This is a genomic window from Burkholderia gladioli (genome assembly GCF_000959725.1).
Taxonomy (GTDB): Bacteria; Pseudomonadota; Gammaproteobacteria; order Burkholderiales; family Burkholderiaceae; genus Burkholderia; species Burkholderia gladioli.
Map to the genome: position 1 here is coordinate 3,599,076 of NZ_CP009323.1, position 13,215 is coordinate 3,612,290.

The window sequence follows — 13,215 nt, forward strand, 5'->3', positions numbered from 1 at the left end:
CCCCGGCCGATCGAGGCCGCCTGATTCCGCGCGCCGCGATCCCGCCGGCCGCGATCCGCGCCTCGCCGGTCCGCTCGTTCCTCCTCTCACGTTTTCGCCGTATCCGCCCATGTCGACCTTGCCCTCGTCGCCGGCTCCCGCGCCGCGCGCCTTCGATTCCATCAATCCCAAGCCGCTCGGCATCGCGCTGGTGCTGGTGCTGCTCGGCGCGATCTATCTCGCGCAGACCGTCAGCCTGCGCCAGGCCGCGCTCTACCTGGTGGGCGCGCTGCTCGGCATGACGCTCTACCACGCCGCCTTCGGTTTCACCTCGGCCTGGCGCGTGTTCATCGCCGACGGCCGCGGCGCCGGCCTGCGCGCGCAGATGCTGATGCTCGCGATCGGCGTGCTGCTGTTCTTCCCGGCGCTGTCGGCCGGGTCGCTGTTCGGGCAGCCGGTGGTCGGGCTGGTCTCGCCGGCCGGCACCTCGGTGATCGTCGGCGCCTTCATCTTCGGCATCGGCATGCAGCTCGGCGGCGGCTGCGCCTCGGGCACGCTCTACACGGTCGGCGGCGGCAGCACGCGCATGATCGTCACGCTGCTCGCCTTCATCGTCGGCTCGGTGGTGGCCACCGCCCACATGCCGTTCTGGACCTCGATGCCGCAACTCAAGCCGCTCTCGCTGGTGCACGCGCTCGGCGTGGCACCCGCGATCGTGCTGAACCTCGCGGTGTTCGCCGCGATCGCCGCGCTGACCGTGGCCATCGAGAAACGCCGCCACGGCCGCCTGGTCAACGCGCCCGAGCGCGCGCCGCATGCCTCGCCCTGGCTGCACGGTCCCTGGCCGATGCTGGCCGGTGCGGTGGCGCTGGCGGTGCTCAACTTCGCCACGCTCGCGCTGTCGGGCCGCCCCTGGGGCGTGACCTCGGCCTTCGCGCTGTGGGGCGCCAAGGGTTTCGCCTCGCTCGGCCTCGACGTGGCGAGCTGGAAGTACTGGCTCGCGGGCCCGAACGCGGCCGCGCTGTCGGCGCCGGCCAGCCACGACGTGACCACCGTGATGGACATCGGCATCATCCTCGGCGCGATGGCCGCCGCCGCGCTGGCCGGCCGCTACGCGCCGGTCTGGCGCATCCCGCGGCGCTCGCTGCTGGCGGCCGTGGTGGGCGGCCTGCTGCTCGGCTACGGCGCGCGCCTGGCCTATGGCTGCAACATCGGCGCCTACTTCAGCGGGATCGTCTCGGGCAGCCTGCACGGCTGGTTGTGGCTGGTCTGCGCGTTCGCCGGCAACGTGCTCGGCACGCGCCTGCGCCCCTGGTTCGGGCTCGAGGTCGAGCGGGTGAGGAATACCGGCTGCTGAACCGGCGCGGCGCGGGCCGCGCCGCCGTTTCCCGGTCGCCTCGTCGAAACGCGCGACATGCCCCACGGCATGTCGCGCGTTTCGTTTTCTGCTTGCTCGCGCAACGGGTTCGCGGGCGCCGGCGCGTGGTCATGGATGTCTTGTCCTTCTGATACATTACGCGTCGCGCCGCATGCCGCTGGACGCCGGCGCGTAGAACAACAACCCCGACGCTGAGAGAACAAGCATGCTTGCAAAGAGAATCCGACTCGTCTCGGCCGGCGCGATGCTGGCCGCTTCCCTGGCGATGGCGCTGCCCGTCGCGCACGCCGCCCCTGTCGTCAAGAAGGTGCGCCTGATCGAGCTGTACTCGCGTTACGCGAAGAACGACAACATGGTGTCGGGCCTGCCCGAGTTCGGCGACGACAAGCGGATCCGCTTCAGCGCGGTGGTGGTCGAGCATTCGCAGGCGCTGGTGGGCGGCAATATCCTGTCGGCGGGCGACCCGTCCCAGCCCGACGAGGAACTCGCGCGCCTGAGCGGCTTCGACGACGCCGAGGCGCGCAAGCTCGACGCGCTGCCGGTGGGGGCGAAATTCAATGCGATCTGCTCGATCGGCTACACCCTGCACACCGATTACCTGTCGCTGACCGATTGCGTGGTGAAATGATGGGCGCGTCGATCAAGCCGCGCCTGGCCGCGCTGCTGGCCGGCATCGCGCTGGCCCAGGGCCTGGCCGCGCCGGTGCATGCCGCCACGGCCACCGGGGTCACCACGGCCGCCGATTCGCGCAAGCTGCTCGGCGAGATCGTGCAGTGCCGCGTCTCCTTCGATCGGCTGGCCGCCTTCAACGAGCAGGTCGACCGGCACGCGGTCGGCCTGCCTTCGGCGACGACGCTCGGCGGCGCGCCCGGCGTGGCGTGGAAGGTGGACCCGGCGCTGAGCACGCTCGGCGTGAGCTCGGACACGGTGCTGCTGAACAGCCGCAGCGCGGTGTTCCTGGTGGTGGCCTCGGCGCATCCGGTCGAGGACCTGCTGGCGATGGTGCCGCGCGAGGGGCTACGCGTCGAGCTGCGGATGGGTCAGGACGCGATCGTGCGCAAGGACCTCGACGCGGATCACGCCTTGCGGGCCTTCACGATCGACGAAGGCCATTACGCGGCCGGATGCGTGTATGACGAACAGGCCTTCCTGAAGGCACGCGCGGCGCGCGAGAACGCGACGCCCGCGCGCCGCGCCGAGAAAAAGGCCCTGCAGGATGCCTTGAAGGATTGAAGCGGAATCGACGAGGGCGGCGGGTTCAGTCGGGACGTTCGAAGTCGCGCGCGATCCAGCGCGTCGCGCTGGCCTTGTCGAGGCGGAAGCCGGCTTGCACGGTGGCCTGGCCCAACTGCTCGCCGCTCTCGTCGAAGGCCTTCAGGATGGCGTAGGGCTGGTCCTCGTCGGGCACGATGTCGAGCGTGACGGACACGCTGCGCTCGTCGGTCCACACCGTGACTTCCTTGTGCAGCATCGCCTCGCGCTGCTGCTCGTGGCGGCGCAGGACTTCCGAGGCGGTCTTGACCAGGGTGCGGAACGCATTGGCGTCGAGCGGCTTCGGATTCTTCTTGTCGCGGCCCATGGTCCAGGGGCCGACCAGCGCCGGCTCGGCCTCGCCGTCCTTGATCATCTCCACCGCCCAGCCGTCGTCGTCCTCGTTCTTGATCACGCGGGCGGTCCAGCCGTTGTCGCGCCAGAGGGTGTCTTCGTGGAGGGGCGGGAGATCGTCGGTGAGGTCGGCAGTGGTCATGAAGCGCGTGCGAGGTGAGGTCAGGCAGGGGTCGTATTGTAAACGTTTTGACGCACGGGCCGGCAGCGGCCCGGCCGAACGGGAGAGCAGGAGAACCATCCAGTGAAGCGCATCTTCATCGTCCTCGCCGCGGCCCTGGCCCTGGCGGGCAGCACGGCCGCCCGCGCCGGCGGCGAACCGCGCGCCGGCATCTACGCGTTGCGCAGCCTGCCCGGCGCGCAGCTCGACTATCGCAGCCTGCGGCTCGCGGTCGACCACGGCCTCGTGACGGGCTGGTTCGACAATCCTTCCACCGCGCCGGCGGCCAGCAATCCCGATCGCGACCCGACCTGCCGTTTCCTGATGACGGGCCGGCCGGACGAACATGGCCGCCTCGATTTCGCCACCGGCTTCGCGGGCGAGCGCGGCGGCCACATCGTGATGCAGCGGGACGCGCGGGGCGCATGGACGGTGCAGGCGCTCGGCGATCTGCCGAACTGCGACGTGCCCACCATCGCCGTGGGCGATACCTTGAGCCTGGGCGAGGCGCGCGACTGGCGCGGCTTCGTCACGGTCGCGAGCCCGCGCGCGCCACTCTATTCGGCGCCGGGCATGCAGGCCGTCACGCGTGCCTGGCTGGTGAAGGGCGACGTCGCCGCCGTGCTCGCGCGCGAGGGCGACTGGCTGAGGATCGACTACTTCTCGGGCGGCGGCGAGCTGCTGCGCTGGATTCGCCGCGCCGACCTGCGGGCCGACCTCCGCGCCGATTGACGGCGCGATACATCTTGCAACACAAGGGCCCGGGCCGCCGGTTTCGCGCCGCCTGGGCCCTCCATTACAATGCGCCCTTTTTTCCCGAAAAAAGACGCACATGAAATGGTTCGCCGCGCTCTGCGCGTTGTCGATCTCCGCGACGGCATTCGCTTCGTCGTGTCCGCAATTCTCTCCCGCCGGCCTGGAGCCCGAACTCACCAACCCGAAGATGGTCCGGCAGGCCCGGCTGATCTGCTATTCGGACTTCGCCGTGCTGCACTCGGGCATCACCCACACGCCGCTGTGGTCGGCCGAGCACCTGAGCGCCGCGCACCTGGCCGAAGCGAAGGACGAGGTCCGCACCAATCGCTTCTTCGCCGAGCGGCGCCTGCCGGCCGGCGAGGGCGCGACGCTGGCCGACTATCGCCGCAGCGGTTTCGACCGCGGCCACATGAGCCCGGCCGGCGACCGCTGGAACCCGCAGGCGATGGCCGAGTCCTTCTCGCTGGCGAACATGATCCCGCAGAATCCGCAGAACAACCGCCGGCTGTGGGCGCGCGTCGAGCAGGCGGTGCGCGCGATGGCGGTGCGCGACGGCGAGGCCTATGTGGTGACGGGCCCGATGTTCCATGGCAGCGAACTGCAGACCATCGGCGAGAGCCGCGTGATCGTGCCGACCGAGATCTTCAAGCTGGTCTACCTGCCGTCGCGGAACATGGCCTTCGCGATCGTGGTGAAGAACAGCGACGCGAAACGGTACGATATCGTGACCGTGCATCAACTGGAGGCCGCCAGCGGGTTGCGTTTCCCCGGCGTGCCGGAACGTTTGAAGGATAACAAGCCAGGAGGGTTGTCCGGTGTCTAAAGCGAATTTCACCGCATTTGCCGACGACAGCACCGTCGTCACCATCGCCGGCGACGCGCTGACGGTCAGCAACGATCCGTCGCGCATCCAGATCAGCGGCGATCTCGAGATCGCGCGCGACCAGGAAGGGCTCAAGCGGGCGCAGGCGCTGCTGGCCGCGCTGGCCAGCATCGTCGATACGCTCAAGGCCGTACCCGACCTGCCGGCCAAATTGGCCGACGAGCCGCCGGCGCCCACCGGCAAGATCGCCAACCCGTTCTGAGACGGGGCGCCGCCCGAGTCCGCCGTCGCCCGGCGGCGGCTTGGCCGGGCGCCCGAAGCTAGCGTGCCAGCAGCCAGCGCACGCGCGGCACCACCTGCTCGGCGAAGTCGCGCATGTCGGCCTCGAAGGGCTGGAACTGCAGCATGAACAGTTCGATGCCGGCGCGATGGAAGGCCACGATGCGCTCGGCCACCTGGTCGTGGCTGCCCACCAGCCCCGCGGCGGTGCCGCCGTTCGAGCCGACGCGCGCCGATTGCGCGAAGGTGCGGAACATCACCGCGTTCGGGTCGATGTTGGCCTTCTGTTGCTCGCGCAAGGGTTTGTCGCGCTCGGCGAGCGCGAACAGATGCGCGAGGTGCGCCTCGGCCCGCGCCGCGCTATCGCGCGCGATCACGAAGGCGGACAGCCCGAAGCGCAGCGGCGCCGCCGCGCCCGGGCGCGAGCGCGCCCCCACGTCGGCGATCAGCGCCTCGACGGCTTCCAGCGGCTGGCCGTTGATGAACCAGACATCGCCCTTGTCGGCCACCAGCGCGCGCGCCGGCTCCGATTCCCCGCCCACGTAGATGCGCGGCCGCGCCCGATAGGGATCGGTCGGCCGCAGCGCGTAGTCGTCGATGCGGAAATGCTCGCCGGCGAAGCGCACGGTTTCGCCGCGCAGCAGCGCCTCGACCACGGTGATCCATTCACGGCCATAGGCGTAACGCGCATCGTGCTCGGCGAAGCCGATGCCGGCGCGCTCCAGCTCCGGCCGGTTCCAGGCATTGACCAGGTTGATGGCGAAGCGCCCGCCGCTGATCAGCTCGATCTGCTGCGCCATCTTGGCCAGCACCACCGGGTGATAGAGGTAGGGCTTGATGGCCGCGATGATCTCGATGCGCTCGGTGAGCGCCGCGAGCGCGGCCGAGGCGGTCCAGGCCTCGAGCTGGTCGAGCGAGGGCTGGTGCGGGTTGACGGTGTGCTGGGCGACCAGCACCGAGTCGTAGCCGAGCCGTTCGGCCTCGAGCACCAGCGCCTTGTTGCGTGCCCAGGAGGCGTCATAGGGTTCGTCGGGGTCCTGCAGCGCCGCGCGCGAGCCGTGCACGAGCGCCCAGACGCCGAAGCGGGGCAGGGGGGCGGTCATCCGTGTTCCTTGATCCGATATGAAGCAACCCGATATGGTCGCGGCCGCGCGCCGGCGATCCAACCAAGTTTTTCAGCTAAGGATGTTCCGTTCCAGCGGTATCGCGGCCGCGCGGCTGCGCTTCGCACGGCCGAAGCGCTTTGCCACGGCCATGTCTTGAATCGTGTATAAATACATCTTTCATGACATCGACGCCGGGAGACGGCCATGCATCGAATCGGGTACCTGCTCTGCGACGGCTTCCAGATGATGGCGCTGGCCACCCAGACCATCTTCGAGGTGGCCAACCAGGCCGCCGGCGAGCCTTTCTACGCGGTCGACAACTATTCGATCGAGGGCGGCCCGCAACGCTCCTCGCTGGGCATGCAGGTGGAAACGCGCGCGGTGTCGCCGCGCGCGGGCGTCGACACCTGGATCGTGGCCGGCGTGATCGATCCGCTGGCGGTGCCGGCGCCCGGGCCGCTGCTGGCCTTCCTGCGCCGCTCCGGCCTGCGCGCGCGGCGCGTGGCCGGAATCTGCACCGGCGGCTTCATGCTGGCCGAGGCGGGGCTGCTCGACGGCCGGCGCGCCACCACGCACTGGGCCTATGCGCGCGCACTGGGGCAGCAGCATCCGGCGGTACAGGTCGAGGACGATCGCATCTACATCGTCGACGGCCCGGTCTGGACCTCGGCGGGCATGACGGCCGGCCTCGACCTGGCGCTGGCGATGGTCGAGCACGATCTCGGCGCCGAGGTGGCGCGCAGCGTCGCGCACAAGCTGGTGATGCACCAGCGCCGCTCGGGCGGCCAGTCGCAGCATTCGGAGATGCTCGAGCTCGCACCCAAGTCCGATCGCATCCAGAACGCGCTCAACTACGCGCGGCAGCATCTCGATCGCGCCGTCTCGGTGGATGAGCTGGCCGCCGCGGCGAACCTGAGTCCGCGCCAGTTCAGCCGCGTGTTCACCAGCGAGACGGGGCAGTCGCCGGCCAAGGCGATCGAGGGCCTGCGCCTGGAGGCGGCGCGCCTGATGATCGAGCGCGGCACGCATTCGCTGGAGGTGATCGCGCGCGAGACCGGCTTTCGCGACCGGCGCCATCTGCGCGAGGCCTTCGTGCGCGGCTTCGGGGTGCCGCCGCAGGCTGTGCGGCGCGAGGCGAGGGCGGGCTGAGGCGAGGGCGGGCTGAGGCGAGGGCGGCCTGAGGCGAGGGCGGCCTGAGGCCGATTCGTTCGGTCTGCCGAGCGTTCGGCACGCCGGGCGCGCATCCGAAGTTCGCGTCTGGCCGGATGCGCCGCACGGGGAGAAGGCGGTTGGCTACCCGCTTCGGCGATGGGCCGGCGCACCGTCCGTCGCGTCGTCTTCCGATCTCAATCGCGTCGCGATATGACCATGTAGTAGCCGCAGGGCTCGTCGGTCTGGTTGACGAAGGCATGATCGACGTTCGCCTGGAAGAACAGCGAATCGCCGGGGCCGAGGTACTCCCTGGCGTCGAAGAAGTCGACCACGAGATGGCCGATCGTCACCACGATCTGCTTTTCGGTTCCTTCGGGATAGGCGGGAAGGCGGTCGGTGGACACGCCGGGCGGGAGATGGTGATAGACGAGTTCGACACGTCCACCGCCAGTGGCCGGCGACACGATATGCCGCTCGAAACCGTTTTCGGGATCCCGGAAGATCGGACGGGCGGCCCTGCGCATCAACACCGTGGCGCCTTTCGAGGCGCTTCCCCCCACCAGTTCCGTCAGCGAGGTGCGCAGGCTCTGGGCGATGCGGGTCGCGATGCCGATGGTCGGGCTCTTTTCTCCGCGTTCGACCTTGGACAGCATGGCGCGGCTCACGCCTGAACGATCCGACAACTGCTCCAGGGTCATCCCGGCGGCGGCACGGAGCTTGCGCACCCGGGCGCCGAAGGCTTCGGAGAGTTCGTCCGCTTCGCTCGATGCATCGGCATTCGCGTTAGGGACGGATGAGCGATCGTTTTTCAAGGCCATCGTGTCAGTCTACAGGGCCGATCATTATCTTCCACTATGGGAGAAAGTTTCAATTGAGCGCCGGCCAGGTCGATCCGGAACAAGACGAATCCGGTCCGATCATGTCCCCTTGATAATTCTCCTATCGTAGATATAATCCACCAAAGGAGAGTGGCGGCGCGCCGGGCGGTTTCGAGAAATCCCCATGCGTCGTCATGCGGCTCCCCATTCATCGCACTTGTTCGAGGATTGCACATGGGTATCGCTGGAAATGGCGCCAAGGTCGGCGCGCTCGACCTGAGGCTGGCCAATCTGCGTGTCGACGGCGCGTTGGCGCTCGGCGCGGAGATCGACGGCAGGATCGTGAACATCACGCGCGCGGGCCGCGAGCTGAACCTGCCGGCGCCCGCGGATATGGACGACCTGCTCCAGAATGGCCTGGCGGACCAGGTTCGCGCGATCGTCGAGCGGGTCCGCTCCGAAGGGGACCACGCAGGCCTGGAGGCGGCCGATGTCGTGTTTGCACCGCTCGTCACCCGGCCTCGAAAAATCGTCTGCGTGGGCTTCAACTACCAGGCGCATGCCGCCGAGACAGGCACGCCGGTTCCCAAGGCGCCGCCGCTGTTCGCCAAGTACGCGAACGCCCTCAATCACCATCGGGGCGAGGTGATGCTGCCCACGCGAATGGATCGCGAATTCGACTACGAGACAGAGCTGGTGCTGATCTTCGGCGAGCGATGCCGCGACGTACCCGAGGCTGATGCCCTTTCCGTGCTTGCCGGCTATGCGATCGGCAATGACATCAGCGCGCGCGGGCTGCAGAACATCACCTCGCAGTTCATGGCGGGCAAGATGTCCGACGGTTTTGCCCCGCTCGGTCCGTGGCTGGTGACGCGTGACCGGGTGCCGGACCCGAACGCGCTGCGGCTGCGCACCTGGATGAACGGCGAACTGGTGCAGGACGGCAATACCGCCGACATGATTTTCGATTGCCGGAAGATCGTCAGCTACGTGACCAGCATCATGAGCATCGAGCCGGGCGACATCGTGTTCACGGGTACGCCGCCGGGCGTGATCTGGGGGCAAAAGGGTCCGCGCGAACAGCGTCGGTGGCTCGCGGCCGGAGACGAGGTGGTGTCGTCGATCGAGGGGCTGGGCGAGCTGTCCGTGAGATTTGCCTGATATCGGGAGGTGTTCGATGGAAAGCAGGGCATCGGTCGAACGCATCTATATTCTCGACGGCGGTACCGCTCGGGTCGAGGATGCGTCGATCTACTCGCCGGGTTTCAATATCGGAAAGCCGATGACGCTGAGCTGCAACGCGTATCTGATCCGGCATCGGGATCAATGGATGCTGTGGGATACCGGGACGCAGGACGACCTGATCGAGGAGCCGGCAGGAAGAGTCATCGCGCACGGGATTCATGGCAGCGTGAACCGGACCATCGAGTCCCAGCTTGCCGAGATCGGCGTGGATCCGGACGACATCGCGATACTCGCCATTTCCCACGCGCACTACGATCACGTGGGCAATTGCAGGCAGTTTCGCCGGGCAAGATGGATCGCGCAGAAAGCCGAATACGAGGCGATGTTCGGCCCCGATCCCGGTGCGTTCGGATTCAAGCCCGAGCTCTATGCATCGCTGCTGGGCAACGACACGGAGATCGTCGAGGGCGATCACGACGTGTTCGGCGACGGCGCCGTTCGCATCATCTCGACGCCCGGTCATACTCCCGGCCATTGTTCGCTGATGGTGAACCTGCCGGACAGCGGCGTGGTGCTGCTCAGCGGCGACGTGGCCCACAACCGCCGCAATTTCCAGTGCAGATGCGTTCCCGCCTTCAACGCGGATGCCTTGGGATCGATCGCCTCGATGAATCGGGTCGACGAAATCCTCGAGCGGGAAGGGGCCACCCTGTGGGTCAACCACGACCTGGCACAAAACATGACCCTGGCTCACGCACCGCGATCCATTTCCTGAGCGCGCAGCTCAGTCGTTCAGCCGCGCGGCGGCTCCGGCACCTCGATGGCCAGCAGCACCGAGCCGACCGACTTGCCATGCGCGTCGAGCGCGAGCGAACGCGTCACGCCGCCGCCCAGCGCCTCGCCGAGCACGAAGTTGAAGGCCGCCAGCATCGGCAGCTCGTGGCGTACCACCTCGCCCAGCACGAAGGCGCCGAGCCAGTCCTTCACGCGCTCGGCGCTCAGGTGTTCGCGCAGGTGCGCATAGTCCCGCGCGTCGCGGCAGATCACCGAGACGTTCAGCGTATTGCCCTTGTCGCCGGTGCGCGAATGCGCCAGTTCACGCAGTTGCATCGTCCACCTCCAGCATCGTGAATACGGGCCGCACTTGCTCGCGCGGCAGCAGCACCGACTGCACCGCCAGCACCTCGCGCACCGCCTTGGTCGCGCCGCCGCCGCCGGCCGGCCCGTTGGTATAGAGCGTCTCGACCTCGTTACCGATGCGCGCCGCCTCGGCGGCCGTCGCGCACCGGCCGGCCACGCGCAGCCGCAGCTCGGCCGGCTCGCCGCGCGCGTCGTGTGCCTCGCGTTCGTCGATGCCAGTCGCGCCGTAGAGCGAATCGACGCCGATCAGGTCGATGCGTAATTCGCTGGTCGCCACGCCGGTCAGCTTCAGCCGCTCGCGCACGATCTCGCCGGCCAGCCGCGCGCGCGCCAGCGCGCCCGGGCCGCCGTAGGAGATCTGGCCTTCGCCGATATGGCCGTCGGCATAGGCCACCGACACCTTCAGCGTATCGGGCCGCGCGCGGCCGGCACCGCCCGTCACGCGCACCCGGTCCGGGCCTTCCTCGCTCACCGTCACGCGGCTGAAATCGGCCGTCACGTCGGGCTGCAGGTAGCGCGCCGGATCGTGGATCTCGTAGATCAGTTGCTGCTTGCAGGTCTCGGCGCTGACGCGCCCGCCCGAGCGGGCCAGCTTGGTGATCGTCACCGCGCCGTCCTCGGCCACCTCGCCGATCGGGAAGCCGAGCCGCGCCAGGTCCGGCACGTCCAGCCAGCCCGGGTCGGCGAAGTAGCCGCCCGTCACCTGGCCCGCGCATTCGAGCAGATGGCCGACCACGGTGGCCTGGCCGAGCCGGGCCCAGTCGTCCATGCGCCAGCCGAATTCGTGGATCAGCGGCGCGGCGAACAAGGCGGGGTCGGCCACGCGCCCGGTCAGCACGATATCGGCGCCGGCGGCCAGCGCCGCGACGATCGGCTCGGCGCCGAGGTAGGCATTGGCCGAGACGATGCGCTCGCGATAGTCGGCCACCGCCTCGCCCGATTCGACGAAACGCAAGCCGCCGCGCAGCACCGGCTCGAGCACGTCGTCGCCGCTGACGGCGGCGATCCTGAGCCCGGCGATGCCGAGCCCGGCGGCAATCCGCGCGGTCTCGCGCGCGGCCGCCAGCGGATTGGCCGCGCCCATGTTGGAGATGATCTTCACGCCGCGCGCGGCCGCCGCCGGCAGCACCGCGCGCATGCGCGCGCCGAGCAGCGGGTCGTAGCCGAGCGCGGGCACGGCGCGCCGCGCCTGCTGCGCGATCGCGATGGTGCGCTCGGCCAGGCATTCGAACACCAGGTAGTCGAGCGCGCCGTGCTCGGCCAGCTCGACGGCGGGCTCGATGCGGTCGCCGGAGTAGCCGGCGCCGGCGCCGAGCCGGACGCGCCGGCCGGCCGGGGCGGAGGGGGCGGAGGTAGACGCGGATGCGGAAGCTGTCATGACGGGAATTCCGGTCGCTTGCGCGACTTGGTTGGACGGTATCGGCCGGCTGCCACGGCCATCGCGGCGCGCCTCACAGGGCGAACACGCCGAACAGGACGCAGGCCAGCGTCATCACCACCGAGGCGCCGAACAGCAGCGGGAAGGTGAATTTCTGGTGCTCGGCCAGCTCGATGCCGCACAGCCCGACCACCAGGAAGGTGGCCGGTGTGAGCGGGCTGACCGGGAAGCCGGTGGTCATCTGGCCGAGCAGGGCGGCCTGGCCGACATGCAGGGCCGGCACGCCGAGCTGGCCGGCCACCTCGGCGATCACCGGCAGCACGCCGAAGTAGAAGGAATCGGGATCGAACAGCAGGCTCAGCGGCATCGACAGCAGGCCCAGCGCGACGGGGATATGGCCCGCCATCGAGGGCGGCACGAAACCGACCGCGGCGGCGGCCATCGCCTTGAGCATGCCGCTGCCCTGCATGATGCCGGTGAACACGCCGGCGGCCAGCAGGATGCCGGCCATCATCAGCGCGGCGCGCGCATGCGCGTCGATGCGCCGGCGCTGCATCTCGACATCGGGATAGTTCACCAGCAGCGCGATGCAGAAGCCGACCATGAACATCAGCGCGGGCGGGATCTTCTCGCCCATCACCACCATCGTGCCGAGCACGATCACCGTCAGCACCAGGTTGAACCAGAACAGCCGCGGGCGGCGCAGCGCCTGCTCGTCGGCCGTCAGCACGCGCTCGGGCATCGGGATCGCGCCGCCGCCGGCCAGGCCCGCGCCGAGCCGCCGCTGTTCGCGCCGGCCGAGCCACCAGGCCGCGCCGAACACGAAGGCCAGGCCGACCGCCTGCACCGGGATCAGCGGATTGAACAGCGCCGAGATCGGCAGGTGCAGCGAGGCCGAGGCGCGGATCATCGGGCCGGTCCAGGGCAGGAAGTTGATGCCGGCAGCCATCGAGACGGCCGCCGCCAGCACCCGGCGGTCCATGCCGAGCCGGTCGTAGAGCGGCAGCATGGCCGGGATCGTCACCAGGAAGCAGACCGCGCCCGAGCCGTCCAGGTGGATCAGCAGGGCCAGCAGGGTGGTGCCCATCACGATGCGGGTGGGGCGCGTGCCGACCGCGCGCAGGATCCGGTCGATGATCGGGTCGAGCGTGCCGGCGTCGGTGATCACGCCGAAGTAGAGGATCGCGAACACGAACATGCCCACCACCGGCGCCAGGCTCTTCAGCCCGTTGATCACGAAGCCGCTGGTCTGCAGGCCGAAGCCGCCGAGCAGGGCCGCCGCGATCGGCACCAGGATCAGCGCGACCAGCGGCGACATGCGTTTCGAGAGGATCGCGCCGAGCAGCACGACGATGGTGGCGAGCCCCAGTAACGGCAGCATCATGGTGTCTCCGATCTTGTCTTTTGGTGAGGGCGAGCGTAAGTTTTGGAGCGCGATAAGACAATTGAAATGATT

The 13,215-nt window shown here is 69.0% G+C and carries 16 protein-coding genes; 10 read left to right on the top strand and 6 right to left on the bottom strand.

Features of this window, described 5'->3' with window-relative positions:
• The first annotated feature begins 109 nt into the window (after nucleotides 1–109).
• From BM43_RS33150 to BM43_RS33160, 3 genes are all read left to right on the top strand, one after another.
• Nucleotides 110–1,336 (top strand): YeeE/YedE family protein, encoded by a 1,227-nt coding sequence (locus tag BM43_RS33150; protein ID WP_036051642.1) that lies wholly within the window; start codon nucleotides 110–112, stop codon nucleotides 1,334–1,336.
• Nucleotides 1,337–1,562: 226 nt separating this feature from the next.
• Nucleotides 1,563–1,985 carry a hypothetical protein gene (locus BM43_RS33155; RefSeq protein ID WP_025098802.1) on the top strand — a complete coding sequence of 141 codons (423 nt, stop codon included), beginning with the start codon at nucleotides 1,563–1,565 and terminating at the stop codon, nucleotides 1,983–1,985.
• Nucleotides 1,982–2,590 (top strand): hypothetical protein, encoded by a 609-nt coding sequence (locus BM43_RS33160; protein WP_144417720.1) that lies wholly within the window; start codon nucleotides 1,982–1,984, stop codon nucleotides 2,588–2,590. The genes BM43_RS33155 and BM43_RS33160 overlap by 4 nt, the downstream gene beginning before the upstream one ends.
• Nucleotides 2,591–2,615: 25 nt before the next feature.
• Here the strand turns inward: BM43_RS33160 and BM43_RS33165 are convergent, their stop codons facing one another.
• A complete protein-coding gene (locus BM43_RS33165; protein ID WP_036051638.1) occupies nucleotides 2,616–3,104 on the bottom strand; it encodes a hypothetical protein in 489 nt (162 codons plus the stop codon).
• A gap of 102 nt (nucleotides 3,105–3,206) precedes the next feature.
• Here BM43_RS33165 and BM43_RS37720 point away from each other — a divergent pair, with 102 nt between their 5' ends.
• From BM43_RS37720 to BM43_RS33180, 3 genes are all read left to right on the top strand, one after another.
• Nucleotides 3,207–3,854, top strand: a complete 648-nt coding sequence (locus tag BM43_RS37720; RefSeq protein ID WP_052409304.1) for a hypothetical protein — start codon at nucleotides 3,207–3,209, stop codon at nucleotides 3,852–3,854.
• 100 nt (nucleotides 3,855–3,954) lie between these two features.
• Complete coding sequence (locus tag BM43_RS33175) at nucleotides 3,955–4,701, top strand: DNA/RNA non-specific endonuclease (protein ID WP_025098805.1); 747 nt, start codon at nucleotides 3,955–3,957, stop codon at nucleotides 4,699–4,701.
• Complete coding sequence (locus tag BM43_RS33180; protein ID WP_013697941.1) at nucleotides 4,694–4,963, top strand: hypothetical protein; 270 nt, start codon at nucleotides 4,694–4,696, stop codon at nucleotides 4,961–4,963. The genes BM43_RS33175 and BM43_RS33180 overlap by 8 nt, the downstream gene beginning before the upstream one ends.
• 58 nt (nucleotides 4,964–5,021) lie before the next feature.
• On the opposite strand, the gene BM43_RS33185 is transcribed toward BM43_RS33180, so the two are convergent.
• Nucleotides 5,022–6,083, bottom strand: coding sequence for an LLM class flavin-dependent oxidoreductase (locus BM43_RS33185; RefSeq protein WP_013697942.1), 1,062 nt, complete (start codon nucleotides 6,081–6,083; stop codon nucleotides 5,022–5,024).
• Between the two features lie 19 nt (nucleotides 6,084–6,102).
• On the opposite strand from BM43_RS33185, the gene BM43_RS41460 reads away from it, so the two are divergent.
• Together BM43_RS41460 and BM43_RS33190 are read left to right on the top strand one after the other, a co-directional pair.
• Nucleotides 6,103–6,243 (top strand): hypothetical protein, encoded by a 141-nt coding sequence (locus BM43_RS41460; protein WP_155308259.1) that lies wholly within the window; start codon nucleotides 6,103–6,105, stop codon nucleotides 6,241–6,243.
• A gap of 47 nt (nucleotides 6,244–6,290) precedes the next feature.
• Nucleotides 6,291–7,235, top strand: a complete 945-nt coding sequence (locus BM43_RS33190) for a GlxA family transcriptional regulator (protein ID WP_036051635.1) — start codon at nucleotides 6,291–6,293, stop codon at nucleotides 7,233–7,235.
• A 197-nt stretch (nucleotides 7,236–7,432) separates the two neighbouring features.
• Here the strand turns inward: BM43_RS33190 and BM43_RS33195 are convergent, their stop codons facing one another.
• Nucleotides 7,433–8,056 carry a helix-turn-helix domain-containing protein gene (locus tag BM43_RS33195; protein ID WP_036039023.1) on the bottom strand — a complete coding sequence of 208 codons (624 nt, stop codon included), beginning with the start codon at nucleotides 8,054–8,056 and terminating at the stop codon, nucleotides 7,433–7,435.
• A 234-nt stretch (nucleotides 8,057–8,290) separates the two neighbouring features.
• Here BM43_RS33195 and BM43_RS33200 point away from each other — a divergent pair, with 234 nt between their 5' ends.
• Complete coding sequence (locus BM43_RS33200) at nucleotides 8,291–9,217, top strand: fumarylacetoacetate hydrolase family protein (RefSeq protein ID WP_036051632.1); 927 nt, start codon at nucleotides 8,291–8,293, stop codon at nucleotides 9,215–9,217.
• 16 nt (nucleotides 9,218–9,233) lie between these two features.
• Complete coding sequence (locus BM43_RS33205) at nucleotides 9,234–10,016, top strand: N-acyl homoserine lactonase family protein (RefSeq protein ID WP_036051628.1); 783 nt, start codon at nucleotides 9,234–9,236, stop codon at nucleotides 10,014–10,016.
• Nucleotides 10,017–10,033: 17 nt separating this feature from the next.
• Here the strand turns inward: BM43_RS33205 and BM43_RS33210 are convergent, their stop codons facing one another.
• From BM43_RS33210 to BM43_RS33220, 3 genes are all read right to left on the bottom strand, one after another.
• Nucleotides 10,034–10,351: an AtuA-related protein gene (locus tag BM43_RS33210; protein ID WP_036051624.1), complete on the bottom strand. Its 318-nt coding sequence runs from the start codon at nucleotides 10,349–10,351 to the stop codon at nucleotides 10,034–10,036.
• The gene (locus tag BM43_RS33215; protein ID WP_036051622.1) at nucleotides 10,338–11,759 is read right to left on the bottom strand and encodes an acyclic terpene utilization AtuA family protein; all 1,422 of its coding nucleotides are present in this window, start codon (nucleotides 11,757–11,759) and stop codon (nucleotides 10,338–10,340) included. The genes BM43_RS33210 and BM43_RS33215 overlap by 14 nt, the downstream gene beginning before the upstream one ends.
• A 73-nt stretch (nucleotides 11,760–11,832) precedes the next feature.
• Nucleotides 11,833–13,140, bottom strand: coding sequence for a CitMHS family transporter (locus BM43_RS33220; protein WP_036053467.1), 1,308 nt, complete (start codon nucleotides 13,138–13,140; stop codon nucleotides 11,833–11,835).
• Nucleotides 13,141–13,215 lie beyond the last annotated feature (75 nt).